General features: G+C 31.1%; 11 protein-coding genes and 2 pseudogenes. All 13 read left to right on the plus strand.

The annotated features are described in order from the left end of the window. Positions 1 to 2: 2 nt before the first annotated feature. The 13 genes and pseudogenes from JFU54_RS13610 (at position 3) to JFU54_RS13665 (ending at position 14,101) form a co-directional block, all read left to right on the plus strand. Complete coding sequence (locus tag JFU54_RS13610) at positions 3 to 1,160, plus strand: glycosyltransferase family 4 protein (protein WP_201064754.1); 1,158 nt, start codon at positions 3 to 5, stop codon at positions 1,158 to 1,160. Continuing rightward, entirely contained in the window at positions 1,145 to 2,254 is a 1,110-nt protein-coding gene (locus JFU54_RS13615; RefSeq protein ID WP_201064757.1) for a glycosyltransferase family 1 protein, read from the plus strand. Before JFU54_RS13610 ends, JFU54_RS13615 begins: the two co-directional genes overlap by 16 nt. A 5-nt stretch (positions 2,255 to 2,259) precedes the next feature. Beyond that, on the plus strand, positions 2,260 to 3,153 hold the full coding sequence (locus JFU54_RS13620) for a glycosyltransferase family 2 protein (RefSeq protein WP_012261454.1): 894 nt from the start codon (positions 2,260 to 2,262) through the stop codon (positions 3,151 to 3,153). Between the two features lie 35 nt (positions 3,154 to 3,188). Next, positions 3,189 to 4,252: pseudogene (locus tag JFU54_RS13625) on the plus strand (EpsG family protein). Between the two features lie 42 nt (positions 4,253 to 4,294). Further along, a complete protein-coding gene (locus JFU54_RS13630) occupies positions 4,295 to 5,443 on the plus strand; it encodes a glycosyltransferase family 1 protein (RefSeq protein ID WP_012261452.1) in 1,149 nt (382 codons plus the stop codon). A 115-nt stretch (positions 5,444 to 5,558) separates the two neighbouring features. Continuing rightward, positions 5,559 to 6,725 (plus strand): glycosyltransferase, encoded by a 1,167-nt coding sequence (locus tag JFU54_RS13635; protein ID WP_201065594.1) that lies wholly within the window; start codon positions 5,559 to 5,561, stop codon positions 6,723 to 6,725. Between the two features lie 147 nt (positions 6,726 to 6,872). After that, complete coding sequence (locus JFU54_RS13640) at positions 6,873 to 7,979, plus strand: glycosyltransferase (RefSeq protein ID WP_242489424.1); 1,107 nt, start codon at positions 6,873 to 6,875, stop codon at positions 7,977 to 7,979. Positions 7,980 to 8,090: 111 nt separating this feature from the next. Continuing rightward, positions 8,091 to 9,290: a glycosyltransferase gene (locus JFU54_RS13645; protein ID WP_012261449.1), complete on the plus strand. Its 1,200-nt coding sequence runs from the start codon at positions 8,091 to 8,093 to the stop codon at positions 9,288 to 9,290. A 151-nt stretch (positions 9,291 to 9,441) separates the two neighbouring features. Next, positions 9,442 to 10,023, plus strand: a complete 582-nt coding sequence (locus JFU54_RS29745; RefSeq protein WP_242489425.1) for a glycosyltransferase family protein — start codon at positions 9,442 to 9,444, stop codon at positions 10,021 to 10,023. Positions 10,024 to 10,075: 52 nt separating this feature from the next. Beyond that, the gene (locus tag JFU54_RS29750; protein ID WP_242489426.1) at positions 10,076 to 10,618 is read left to right on the plus strand and encodes a glycosyltransferase; all 543 of its coding nucleotides are present in this window, start codon (positions 10,076 to 10,078) and stop codon (positions 10,616 to 10,618) included. Positions 10,619 to 10,640: 22 nt separating this feature from the next. Further along, the gene (locus tag JFU54_RS13655; RefSeq protein WP_201064760.1) at positions 10,641 to 11,615 is read left to right on the plus strand and encodes a glycosyltransferase family 2 protein; all 975 of its coding nucleotides are present in this window, start codon (positions 10,641 to 10,643) and stop codon (positions 11,613 to 11,615) included. After that, a complete protein-coding gene (locus tag JFU54_RS13660; RefSeq protein ID WP_012261446.1) occupies positions 11,612 to 12,511 on the plus strand; it encodes an SP_1767 family glycosyltransferase in 900 nt (299 codons plus the stop codon). The genes JFU54_RS13655 and JFU54_RS13660 overlap by 4 nt, the downstream gene beginning before the upstream one ends. Before the next feature lie 52 nt (positions 12,512 to 12,563). Beyond that, positions 12,564 to 14,101, plus strand: a pseudogene (locus JFU54_RS13665) (lipopolysaccharide biosynthesis protein). The last annotated feature ends 164 nt before the right edge of the window (positions 14,102 to 14,265 follow it).

A 14,265-nucleotide genomic window follows, 5' to 3' on the forward strand; every position in this document is an offset into this window, starting at 1 on the left:
GGATGGTGTCTAAAAAAGTTCTGTTTTGTGCAACTGTAGATTATCATTTTAAGGCTTTTCATTTACCGTATTTGAAATGGTTTTCAGAACAAGGATGGGAAGTACATGTTGCAGCGAATGGGAATATACATCTTCCGTACGTAACTCGAAAATATAATATTCCTATTCAAAGGTCACCTCTTAGTATACAAAACATCCACGCATATAAAAAACTAAAATCAATTATTGATCAAAATAAATATCATATCATTCATTGTCATACGCCTATGGGAGGAGTAATTGCTCGTTTAGCTGCTCAGAAAGCCAGGCAGCAAGGAACGAAAGTCGTATATACAGCACATGGATTTCACTTTTGTAAAGGATCACCGTATATGAATTGGTTGCTTTATTATCCAATTGAAAGAATTCTAGCTTCTCATACGGATTGTCTAATAACAATTAACCAAGAAGATTATGATTTAGCAGTTAAACATTGCTTTCCAGTGAGAGATATTAAGCTAGTTCACGGTGTAGGAATAGATGTACAAAGGTTTACTCCTGTAACTGAAATTAAGAAACGAGAATTAAAGCTACAATGTGGCTATAAATCACAAGATTTTTTAATGTTTTATGCTGCTGAATTTAATAAGAATAAAAATCAAAACTTTTTAATCCATGTATTAGCACAATTGAAAAATGAAATGCCACATGCGAAGCTTTTGCTTGCTGGCGAAGGACCGTTAATGGAAGAGTGTAAAAAAATAGCTACTCAACTAGGAGTGACTAACATGGTTCATTTTCTCGGTTACAGAAATGATATAGCTTCCTTACTACAGATGTCTGATCTTGCAGTTGCATCTAGTTACAGGGAAGGTTTGCCAGTTAATATTATGGAAGCCATGGCTTGTGGACTTCCGGTTGTAGCTACTGATAACCGGGGACATAGGGAATTGATTATTAATAATAAAAATGGTTGGATTGTAGATCGCGATGATATAAAAGCAATGGCTGACAGGATAAAGGGTATTTCTATAAATCCTAAAGTATTAGCTCAGATGGGGCAGTATGGATGTACTAGTATTAAAAATCAATATTCAGTAAATGAAGTGTTAAAGGAGAAACAAGAAATCTATACAACATTTATGGGTGAAATGGAGGATTTAAATTGGGCACTCCATTAAGAGTATTACATGTAGTCGTAAATATGAATAGAGGCGGAGCAGAAACTTTAATTATGAATTTATATCGCAATATAGATCGTTCCAAAGTTCAATTTGATTTTTTAACATGTAAAGAAGGAGTGTTTGATGAAGAAATAGTAAAGTTAGGCGGGGAAATTCATAGAATTCCATATATCACAAACGTTGGACATAGAGGATATATAAAAGCACTGGATAATTTTTTCACCTCTCATCAAGAATATAGAATTGTACATTCACACATGGATAAAATGAGTGGATTTGTACTTCGTTCTGCTAAGAAGGCGGGAATACCGGTTAGGATTTCACATAGCCATAGTACAAGTAGTGAAGGCGGAACTATAGCGAAGATATATAAATGGTATGCAGGAGCATTTATTGTGCCATGTGCAACACATTTTTTAGCATGTTCAATTACAGCGGCAAAATGGTTGTTTGCTGATAGGGTAAGTACAACTGAAATTTTAAAGAATGGAATTGAATGTGATAAGTTTGCATTTTCTTCAGAAATTAGAGAACAAGTAAGAAAAGAACTGAAACTTCATAAGGATGCTTTTGTAATTGGACATGTAGGAAGATTTGCGTATCCTAAAAATCATACTTTTCTAATAGATATTTTTGTTCGATTAATAGAAACTCGACCGAAATCTATTCTTTTGTTAGTGGGAGATGGTCCTCTTCGATCAGAGATTGAGAAGAAAGTAGAAAAACTGAATATAAAAGGTCGAGTCAAATTCTTGGGGATACGAGATGATATCAATCGCTTGTTGCAGGCATTTGATATGTTTATTTTTCCGTCTATTTATGAAGGGTTACCCGTTACCCTTATTGAAGCGCAAGGGGCGGGTTTACCATGTATTATATCAGACACTATTACGCAAGATGTAGATCTGGGTTTGAATTTAGTTGCACAGTGCTCTTTGTTAGATGTAAGAGAGTGGACAGGGAAATTACAAAGTATAGCGGATAGGAAGATATCGAGGGGCATTGCACAATTTACGTTAGCTGAAAAAGGATACGATATAAAAAATATTACTGGATTCACTCAAAAATTTTATGTAGCAGTATCGAGGTGATAAATTTGAAAAAACTAACGGTTTTTACCCCTACATATAATAGAGCGTATTGTCTTCAGGGGTGTTATGAAAGCTTGAAGCAGCAAACGTGTAAAGATTTTATATGGCTTATTATAGATGATGGATCTGATGATAATACAAAAGAGTTAGTGCATTCTTGGGTTTCTGAAGATTACATAGACATACGGTATTATTGGCAACCAAATCAAGGGATGCATGGTGCTCATAATACGGCTTATGAAATGATTGATACAGAACTCAATGTATGTATTGATTCAGATGATTCAATGCCCAGTGATGCCGTAGAGAAAATCATTAATTTTTGGAATGAAAATGGAAATGAACAGGTAAGTGGGATAATTGCTCTTGATTTATATAAAGATGAGAAGGTAATTGGTTCAAAGTTACCATTACATCTTAACCGTTCTACACTTTTTAATCTCTACAATAAACATGGTGTAACTGGAGATAAGAAATTAGTGTATCGTACAGAACTAACAAAGAAGTATCCATATCCGATTTTTAAAAATGAGAAGTATGTAGGTTTGGCATATAAATATTATATGTTGGATCAGAAATATGAGATGTTACTGATGAATGAAGCTCTTTGCTATGTTGAATATATGCCTGATGGTTCTTCGATGAATATGTTAAATCAGTATCGTCAGAATCCAAAAGGTTTTGCTTTTTATCGTAAGGAACTGATGAAGCTACCATTTACAAATAGGTTATTTAAATATAGGCAAGCTGTACATTATGTATCAAGTAGCTTTATAGCAAAAAACATAAGATTTATAAAAGAGTCACCATGCAAAGTGCTTACACTTTGTGCACTGCCATTTGGAGTTATCCTTTATAGTTATATAACAGTAAAAACAAGAGTGAAAGCAAATATATAGAAATTTATTTGGTAGTTAAATGAGAGGGAATAATAATGACTATACTTTGGATGAATCTTTTTATAGTGCTCATACTCGCATTTTTTGCAAGGTATTTTGCTATGCCGGTAACTACAGGAATTGTGATGTTAAAACCAAATCGATTATTGATTTTAATGGCGACTACCTCTCTTGTATTAGTATCTGGTTTTAGAAATAATATTGGTGATACGTATTTTTATATGCATGCTTTTAAAGTTACTGATTTCAATTGGGGTATATTCGAAATAGTAAGGATGTTGGGTTTAGTATTTTACAAATGATATTAAAAGTATATACGGATAATCCCCAAGTTCTAATTTTTATAACAGCGTTAATAACAAATATATTAATAGTAGCAGTTTTATATAAATATTCAAGAATGATTGAGTTAAGTTTATATGTATATATAGCATCGGGTATGTACTTAGTTTCAATGAATGGAGTGAGGCAGTATTTAACAGCAGCAATTATTTTTACCGCCACAAAATATATTTTAGATGGGAATTGGAAAAAATATTTTTTAATAGTTCTGTTTGCATCTACTTTTCATCAAAGTGCTCTTGTATTAATTCCTATTTATTTTGTAGTCCGAAGGAAAGCTTGGTCGACAATAACATTTATACTACTCCTTCTTGCGGTGCTTATTGTGATAGGATTTAATCAATTTGCAGAAGCTTTCTTTGCGACTATAGGAGATACTCAATATGGACATTATAAGGATTTTCAAGAAGGGGGAGCTAATATTCTTCGAGTTGCTGTGGAAGCAACCCCGCTCATCCTTGCTTTTATTGGGAGGCATAAACTAAGAGAGCTTTTTCCGAAGAGTGATTATATCGTAAATATGGCATTATTAGGTCTAGTTTTTATGATTATTTCAACTCAAAATTGGATTTTTGCTAGATTCTCCATATATTTTGGATTATACCAATTGATATTGATATCGTGGGTTATAAAGGTATTTATTGAAAAGGACCAAAAGTTAATTTACTATGCAGTAATATTATGTTACTTTATTTATTTTGTATATGAACATGTTATTACTTTAGGGATAGTTTATAAGAGTAATTTTTGGGGATAAAATGTATATTTGAAAATCATTCTTAGATGGGAGTAATTTTCAATGTGTAAACTAGAACGACCTAAAAGGGTGTTGCATATCGTTAGTGCGATGGACCGAGGTGGTGCAGAGGCGTTGCTAATGAATGTATATAGGAATGTAGATAGAGAAAAGGTACAATTTGATTTTGTTTCCCATAAAAGTGAAGAATGTGATTATGATAAGGAAATAATTGCATTGGGTGGGAAAATATATCGAATATCTAGCTTAGGACAGGCAGGCCCCCTTTCGTACATTAAAGAGCTTGTTAAGGTAATGTCTAGTAATCAATATGTGGCAGCACATGCACATACTGATTACCAAGGGGGATTTGTTGCTGTTGCTGCCAAAATAGCTGGTATAAAAATAAGAGTTTGTCATTCACATAGTAATAATTGGCCGATAGGATCAGGGATGAAAGGGAAAGTTTTGTTGTTTTTTTTACGAACACTTATTGCTTATGCTGGAACAAATTATTGTGCGTGCAGTGTTGAAGCTGCACGCTTTTTATTTAATGAAAATATAGGTAATACAAAGGTAAAGATAGTGAAAAATGCAATAGATACTAATCAATTTGTTAATGTAGATATACAGGATAGTAATAAAGTAAGAGAAGAATTCAACATACCAGTTGGAGCGAAGGTGATAGGTCATATTGGTCGTTTTTCTGAATCTAAAAATCATATTTTTATGTTAAAGGTATTCAAAGATGTATTAAAGTCTGATTCGAAATTTATGCTTGTTTTAGTAGGAGAGGGTCCGTTACAGGATTCTATTGAGTTAGAAGCAAAAAGTTTAGGTATCTATGAAAAAATTAGATTTTTGGGGGTAAGAAAAGATATTCCAAGAATTATAAGGATGTTTGATGTTTTTCTTTTTCCATCTTTATTCGAGGGATTCGGTATTGTGGCATTAGAAGCACAATGTGCGGGGATACCATGCGTAGTAGCAAATACAATAACTAAAAATGTCGATATGGGTTTAGGAATAATATCGTTTATTAGTTTAGATGAAAAACTGGAAATATGGTCTGCAGAAATTCATGGAGCTTTATTAAAAGAAAAATTGAATACACAAATAGTAGTTAATAAGATTTCGGAATTAGGTTTTGATATTAAGAATAATATTCCAGATTGGTTAGCATTATATGGAGTAGAGTATAGGGAGTCATAATTAATTGTAAGTATTTATATATGATGAAGGTAAGGCTATTATTATAAAAATTTACAATAAATTGGGTGAGGGATTAGAAAATGAAAAAGAAAAAATTCTCATTACATCATTTGATATGGCAATTGGTGGAGTAGAAAGAAGTTTAATCGGTTTATTGAATACAATCGATTATAGCAAATATGATGTAGATTTGATGTTATTTAAACACGAAGGAGAGTTTCTTTTTTTGTTGCCTAAAATGCCTAATTTGTTAAAGGAAGTAAAACAATATACTACTTTTAGAAAATCTATCAAGCAAATATTGCAAGAAGGACAAATTACAATTGGATTGACAAGAACCTTGGGGAGAATTTTAGGTGATGCACATGGTAGATATGTAAAAAGTGAAGAAGCTGGATACCTTGTTATTCAATATGGTTGGAGAATAACGTTACCCTTTATACCGAAATTGGAAGAGGAGTATGATGTAGCAATTAGTTTTTTATGGCCACATTATTTTATTGGAGATAAAGTTCGAGCGAAAAGAAAAATTGGTTGGATCCATACGGATTATTCAAATATAAAACTTAATACAGACATGGAGTATAAAATGTGGAGCAAGATGGATAATATCGTAGCTGTTTCAGAAGGATGTAGAGATTCATTTCTTAGTAGTTTACCAAATGTGAATAAAAAGGTTGAAATTATAGAAAATATACTATCTCCTGAGTTCGTGCGTGAGCAAGCTTATCAAGAAGATATTACCGAAGAAATACAGGTGAAATCAGAAAAAGTAAAGCTTGTTACGGTAGGACGGTTATCGTATGCAAAAGGAATAGATCTTGCTATGTATGCATTAAGAGATTTAGTAGATCAGGGATATGATATTGAATGGTATGTAGTTGGTTATGGAGCACAAGAAGCTGAACTTAGGAAGTTATTAGCTGAACTTAATCTGGAAAAAAGATTTTTTTTACTGGGTAAAAAAACAAATCCTTATCCATATATAAAAGCATGTGATATATATGTGCAACCGTCTAGGTATGAGGGGAAAGCTGTAACAGTTCGTGAAGCGCAAATTATTGGAAAGCCAGTACTTATTACTAATTTTTCAACTGCTAATAGTCAGGTGCGGGATGGGGTCGATGGAATAGTAACTGAGATGGGGATAAATGGGATAGCTAATGGAATAAAGAAACTTATTGGTGATAAAGAGCTGAGGGAAAAACTGGCGGAAAATACGCTTAAAGGTGAATACGGAAATCGTAATGAAATTGATAAATTATATGCATTATTTTCATAAAGCTAGAATCAATAAATGATGTTTAATATTTTGAGCGCAATAAAAACACTTTAGGGTAGTGATAGTTATGAAAAAAAAGTTTTATTCGTCATAGATTCGTTACAAAGTGGAGGGGCAGAAAAAAGTTTAGTTTCTTTACTTTCTTTATTGGATTATGAAAAATATGAAGTGGATTTGTTAATGTTTTCTGCTAGTGGATTGTATTTGCCATTACTTCCAAAGCAGGTAAACGTATTAGATGTACCGATAGTTATTAAAAGGCAGGCGGAGAAATTTAAAAATTTAATTAAACATAAATACTTTAAAGAGTTATTTCTTAGAATTGGAGCTTCGATATCTCTTAGAAATCCATACATAAATAATAATTTACATGCAGCTCAAATAGTTTGGAGATGGGTGTCTAAAGGGATGGATAATTTAAAGGGAAAATATGATGTTGCCATAGCTTATAGTCAAGGAATGCCGACATATTTTGTGGCAAATAAGGTTTACGCAAGTAAAAAAATTGCCTGGGTGAATACAGATTATAGGTTAGCTGCATATAATAAAGATTTTGATTTGAACTATTATGAGGAATTTAATGAAATAGTAGCCGTGTCCGATGTTTGTAAGGAAGTATTGATTCAAGAAATTCCTAAAATAGAGTCAAGGATCCAGGTTGTATATGATATTATATCGCCGACTCTAATTAAATCGATGGCAAATGAGGGGCAGGGGTTTAGTGATCAGTTTGAGGGATTACGAATATTAACTATTGGTAGGTTAGTGTATGAAAAAGGGTATGAACTGGCCGTAGAAGCTTGTTATAAATTAAAGCAAAAAGGGTATAAATTTAAGTGGTATGTAATAGGAGAAGGGAATCTTCAAAATAAACTCGAGGAGATGATAAGTAAATATAATTTACACGATACTTTTATACTATTGGGTACTCACAAGAATCCATACCCTTTTATAAAACAAAGTGATATATATGTACAACCGTCAAGGTATGAAGGATATGGATTAGCGATAGCAGAGGCTAGAATATTTCAAAAACCTATAGTAGTAACTGATTTTATAACCGTTCATAACCAAATTAAAAATAGAGAAAATGGCTTAATAGTGAAGATGAATTCGGAAGAAGTGTACGAAGGGATAGAAGAAATTATAGAGGACAATTTACTGAAGAAATATTTGTGTGAGAACTTAAAGAATGAGCAGGTTGGAACGGAAGGGGAACTTAAGAAGGTGTATGCCTTATTAGAAAAATATTAACCTGAGTAAATCTAAGAATCCAAAGCTTATTAATAAGAGCGGGAAAGTGAATCTTTAATCAATGAAGATTGTATTCTATTAAATAGTAGGATAAGGTGATTCGGAGGAAATATGAAGAAGAAAATTATATTTATGGTTATAAATATGAATATAGGCGGTACGGAGAAGGCTTTGTTGAATATGGTTGCAGAAATTCCAAAAGATAAGTATGATATAACAATTTTGATGTTAGAAGAAAAAGGGGGTTTTTTGGAGTTTATCCCAGATGGGGTACATGTAGAATATTTAACAAATTACGGGGAAATAAAAGAGGTGTTAAATAAACCACCACGAGTCGTTATAAGCAGTTTTATTAGACAAGGAAAAGTTATAAAAGCTGTTCAAACAACTTTTTGGTATTTAGTATCAAAAATTATGAAAGAAAGGAGTGTTATTTTTAGATATTGTTTGCGTGAGTACACTGTTATAAACAACAACTATGATATTGCAGTTGCTTATGCCGGACCTATGGATTTTATAAGTTATGTTGTTGCAAATAAAATAGAAGCTAGACGAAAGGTTCAATGGATACATTTCGATATTGAAAAGATATATTTTAACAAATACTTTGTAAGTAAAGTATATAAAAAGTTCCAGCATATTTTTGTAGTTTCTGATTTAGGAAGGGAAAAACTTACTCAAACGATGCCAGAATTAATTAATAAGACAGGAACTTTTTTAAACATTATTTCACCTGACATGATAGTAAAGATGGCAAATGAAGGAATCGGATTTTTGGATGATTTTGATGGAGTAAGGGTTCTTACTGTTGGTAGATTGAGTGTAGAAAAAGGACAGGATTTAACAATATCGGTATTAGCTAAGCTTAAAGAAGCTGGCTATAAGGTTAGGTGGTATTGTATAGGAGATGGAAAGGAAAAAGTAATGTATGAAAAACTCGTAGAAAATTACGGTATTCAAAGTGACTATATATTTTTAGGGGCAATGTCAAATCCATATCCTTTTATGAAGCAATGTGATATATATGTACAACCATCTCGTTATGAGGGATACTGCATAACACTCGCAGAAGCTAGATGCTTTAGCAATCCAATTATTAGTACAAATTTTACAGGAGCGAGTGAACAAATAAACCATAACCACAATGGATTAATAGTTCAATTTGACGAGCAGCAAATGTATGATGCAATTGTACAAATATTAGGTGATAAACTGTTGGAAGGACGGCTGAGAAAAAACATAGAAAAAGAAATGGTAGATACGAGGGATGAGTTGGAAAAGTTATATAGAATAGCAGATTCTAATGTATAACCTGTTTCATACGGGATTGTTATTATTCTTTTTATAATATTTCAAGAATATGGAACGTTAGTCGTTATGAATTGTATTGCGTGCGAAAACATCTTGGAGAGGATGTTTTTAATTTTGCTATAAAACATTTTGATGGTAGAAGGAGATAGTTATGAAGAGAGTGCTATTTATGATAAGTAGTATGAATATAGGTGGGGTAGAAAAATCACTACTTTCTTTGTTATCTGTTTTACCAAAAGACAAATATGACGTTACGGTATTGATGTTGGAGAAGAAAGGGGGATTTTTAAAACAATTACCAAGCTGGGTAAAGATAGAAGAAGCAGCTTGGTTTGAAAGTATAAAACCTAAAATTATGCAACCACCAAAGAAAACGATTAAAGAGTACTTTAAAAATAAAAGATATATTAAGGCTTTAAATTTTTTACTATCTTATGTGGTATCTAAAAAATTAAAGGATAGATATGTTTTCTATAAAGAGATTTTTAAAGACATTCCACATAATAAGAATAAATATGATATTGCAATAGCATATCAAGGACCTACAGACATAATTGATTATTATGTAGTAAATAAAGTAGCTTCAGAAAAGAAGATTTCTTGGGTACATTTTGATGTTTTTCAACATCAAATTAATACCAAATTATATGAAAAATTATACGATGAGCTAGATAATATATTTGTAGTTTCTAAAGAAGCGCAAAAACATTTAATAGAAGTTTCCTATAGTTAAAAATAAGACAAGTGTCTTTTTTAATATTGTACTTCCGGATTTAATAAACGAAATGGCAAAAGAAAAAATAGAATTTGATAATGGATATAAAGGTATGAAGATAGTAACAGTAGGTAGACTTTCAAAAGAAAAAGGTCAAGACCTTGCAATTAAAGTTTTATCAATGTTACGTAAAGACGGATACGATGTAAGGTGGTACTGTATCGGGGAAGGGGAAAATAGAGCGTATTATGAGACGTTAATAGGTAAGTATAATTTGAAACAGGATTTTCTATTATTAGGATCAGCAAAAAATCCGTATCCATATGTAAATCAATCAGATATATATGTTCAAACTTCTAGACATGAAGGATATTGTCTCACCTTAGCTGAGGCAAAATGTTTAAAAAAACCTATTGTAACAACTAATTTTACTGGGGCATATGAACAAATAAAAAATGGGCATAATGGTTTTATCGTCGAATGGAATGAGGAAGATTTGTATAACAAAATTAAGTATCTTTTAGATCAAAAGATAATATGTGAAAAAATAACGACGAATTTGTTGACAGAAAAATTAAATAATATAGAAAATATTGATAGAGTTTTTGGATGAATTTAAATGAAGGGAGTCAATTATGAATCCTAAAATTAGTATTATAGTACCGGTATACAAGGTTGAACGATACATTCATAAATGTATTGATTCTATATTGGTACAAACGTTTGAAGATTTTGAATTAGTACTTGTTGATGACGGTTCTCCTGATACTTGCGGAGAAATATGTGATAGATATGCAGATAAAGATATGCGGATTAAAGTAATTCATAAAGAGAACGGTGGATTATCTTCTGCGAGAAATGCCGGATTAGAAAATGCAAAGGGAGATTATATAGGGTTTGTGGATAGTGATGATTGGATAGAACCAGATATGTATGAATTATTATATGGTATGTGTGTTGAACAAGGATGTGATATAGCTATTTGTAGTAGTCAAATCCATTACAGTAATAGAATTGTAACTTCAAGTAACCATCCATTTATTATTCACGATAGAAATACTGCAATGAAGACGATGTTAGAAGGGAAATTGTATGATGAAGTCGTTTGGACTAAACTATTTAAAAGAAATTTATTGGAGGATATTAAATTTCCAGTAGGTATGTCATATGAAGATACAGCATTTACGTATAAAGTTATTCATAAGTGTAAAAAAGTATGTTTCATAGGAGAACCTAAATATCATTATATAAAGCGTGATAATAGCATGATGGATCGGGCTGTAAAAGAGCTTAAAATTGACTCAGTCTTAATTTATGATGAAATGTGTAAATTTATGGAGCGATATTATAAGGAGTTATATAGCTTAGTTATATTAAAACTAGGAAATTGTTCGATGGTAGTTTTAAATTTAATATCAATGAGCGGAAGGTTTAATGAACATAAGGTTAAATATTATAAGGTTATTGGTATATTGAATAATTATTTTTATAAAACGATGAGTTTAAAAGAGTATGGGAAAAGTGTAAAGTTCTTATTGTTTGCGACTAAGCTGCATCCATTATTGTATAAATTTTTAATAAACAATTTTGCAAAAAGGGGGCAGGTATGAAGAAGTCATTGTTAAAGTTATATTATTTATATATTGGAATGAAGAATAAGGTAACCATTCAATATAACAGGATGATTACAGTGAAAAGGCAGCCCCCAACAGTGAAAACTCTTGATGAAACGCTTGACTATATTATAGGTAATAATTGTTCAGTAAGTAGATTTGGTGATGGTGAATTCGCTCTTATAAATGGAGAAAGTTTAATCTTTCAGCCGTATTCAAATGAATTAAAGGATAGACTGGATGAAATTATTAAGAGTAATAAGGTGGGGCATTTAGTTTGTATTCCGAATGTTTTTAAAGATTTAAATTGGTGCACTGAAAAATCAAGAGTATATTGGAAAAGATATTTAGAGTTAAATCGTAGCAGAATTTATAAGAGTATAAGTATGAATAAAGAATATTATGATGCATTAGTTACAAGGTTATATATAGACCATCAAGATAAGAGTATGGCTGGAATTCGCTTTGATAAAATAAAAGATGTTTGGGATGATAGAGAAGTAATTGTTATTGAAGGGGTGCAAAGTAGATTAGGGGTAGGAAACGATCTTTTTAAAAATGTTAAAACAATTGATAGGATAATATGCCCATCGAAAAATGCTTTTGCGAAGTATAGAGAAATTTTAGAGATAGCAAAGAACCAAAAAAAATCTAAATTAATATTAATTGCACTAGGTCCAACAGCTACGGTATTAGCGTATGATTTATCTTCTTATGGATATCAAACTTTAGATATTGGTCATATCGATGTAGAGTATGAATGGTTTTTGAAGAAAGCAACAGAAAAACAGCCTGTAAAAAATAAGTATATTGGTGAAGTAGATAATGGAACTAATGTGAATGCAATTAGTGACTTAAAGTATGAGAGTGAAATTATTGCCAGGGTAATATAATTTTATTATTTCAAACTTTTTGAATAGATATAGTTAATGAAGGGAATTAATCATGCGAACGATGCATTCAATCAAGAACATATCAATAAGTATATTTTCTCAAATAGTTATTGTTATTCTAGGATTTATATCGAGGAAAGTTTTTTTAGATAGTTTAGGAATAGAGTATTTAGGAATAGATGGTTTATTAATTAATGTTTTATCCATGTTAGCGTTAATTGAGGCTGGTATAGGAGCAAGTATAGTATACAATTTGTACAAACCCTTGGCAGAAAATAATCAGCATAAAGTTATAGCCCTTGTTCAATTATATAAAAAAATCTATCAGATTTTGGCAATAATTATTCTAGCGATAAGTGCGATGATATATCCGTTTTTAAGCTATTTAATGAAAGATGGGGGGTCTATATCAAATGTCGCGATAATCTATTCAATATTTGTAGCAAAAAATGTAGTCACATATTTAAATGCTCATAAGAGGTCTTTAATAAATGCGGATCAAAGGGGATATATATTAGCTAGGGTGGATCTCGTATTCCAAGTGCTAACTACTATGTTCAAAATATTTATACTTCTTTATACGCAAAATTATGTATTGTATTTAATTATAGAATTGAGCATATATACAGTTCAAAATGTGGTAAACGGTAGGATTGTGAATAAGAACTATCCTTATATAAACACAAAAAGAAGTATTCTATAGATAAAGATACGAAAGAAAATTTAATTATAAATGTAAAGGCGATGTTTTTGCATAATATTGGAGGATATATTGTATTTGGCACGGATAATATATTGATTTCTTCTTTTATAGGTCTTGCTATGGTCGGGATATATTCTAACTACACAATGATAATAAATCAATTATCAGCACTAGTAAGTCCTATATTAAATGGTATTGAAGCGAGTGTGGGGAATTTAATTGCTACTGAGAATAATGATAAAAATTATTCTATATTTAAAGTGACTTATCTAGTGAATTTTTGGATATTCTCTTTTTGTACCATATTTTTATATAACCTTTTAGAGCCGTTTATAGGGTGGTGGCTTGATAAGAAGTATTTATTAAATAACATAGTTTTTGTAGTGATATTAATAAACTTTTATTTGACAGGTATGCGGACGGCGATAGCCATTTTTAAAAATAAAGCGGGATTATTTGTACAAGATAAGTATATTCCGTTAGTTGAAGCGTTAATCAATTTAAGTTTATCTATTGTATTAGTTAAAATTTTTGGATTGGTAGGTATATTCATAGGCACGGCGATAAGTACAATTGCTACTGTACTGTGGATTCAGCCTTATATTGTATATAAAAATCTTTTTAAGAAATCGGTTTTGAATTATTTTACAACATATGTATTTTATATATTTTTAACCATAGTTACAGGTTTCATTACTACGAGTATATGTAATTATTTTATAGAAGGAAGTACTTTTATTTCGTTAGTCGGAAAAGGTGTAATTTGCTTATTAGTACCAAATGTAATATACGTTTTAGTTTTTTATAAAAGTACAGAATTTAAATATATAAGGAACATCTTTAGTACGATGTTTTTACAAATTAAAAAGAAACAAAACGTTATTTAGGTATAAAAAAGTATGGACATTATACTGATTTGAATTAATAAGGAAGTATAATATTGTTGAAACCGGTTAGTATGAAATGAAACCTGATTTTAATTAGAAAACATGAATCATTAGCCCTAACATAGTATTTATATAATGCATAGTATTCTATTAAAGGGATACGT

This window comes from Bacillus sp. TH19, assembly GCF_016651075.1.
GTDB lineage: Bacteria > Bacillota > Bacilli > Bacillales > Bacillaceae_G > Bacillus_A > Bacillus_A mycoides.

Bases quoted from the DNA above. Each gene is read 5' to 3' on its own strand.
- JFU54_RS13610 (WP_201064754.1), top strand. From the start codon at position 3: ATGGTGTCTAAAAAAGTTCTGTTTTGTGCAACTGTAGATTATCATTTT.
- JFU54_RS13630 (WP_012261452.1), top strand. From the start codon at position 4,295: ATGTGTAAACTAGAACGACCTAAAAGGGTGTTGCATATCGTTAGTGCG.
- JFU54_RS13635 (WP_201065594.1), top strand. From the start codon at position 5,559: ATGGCAATTGGTGGAGTAGAAAGAAGTTTAATCGGTTTATTGAATACA.
- JFU54_RS13645 (WP_012261449.1), top strand. From the start codon at position 8,091: ATGAAGAAGAAAATTATATTTATGGTTATAAATATGAATATAGGCGGT.
- JFU54_RS29745 (WP_242489425.1), top strand. From the start codon at position 9,442: ATGAAGAGAGTGCTATTTATGATAAGTAGTATGAATATAGGTGGGGTA.
- JFU54_RS29750 (WP_242489426.1), top strand. From the start codon at position 10,076: ATGGCAAAAGAAAAAATAGAATTTGATAATGGATATAAAGGTATGAAG.
- JFU54_RS13655 (WP_201064760.1), top strand. From the start codon at position 10,641: ATGAATCCTAAAATTAGTATTATAGTACCGGTATACAAGGTTGAACGA.
- JFU54_RS13660 (WP_012261446.1), top strand. From the start codon at position 11,612: ATGAAGAAGTCATTGTTAAAGTTATATTATTTATATATTGGAATGAAG.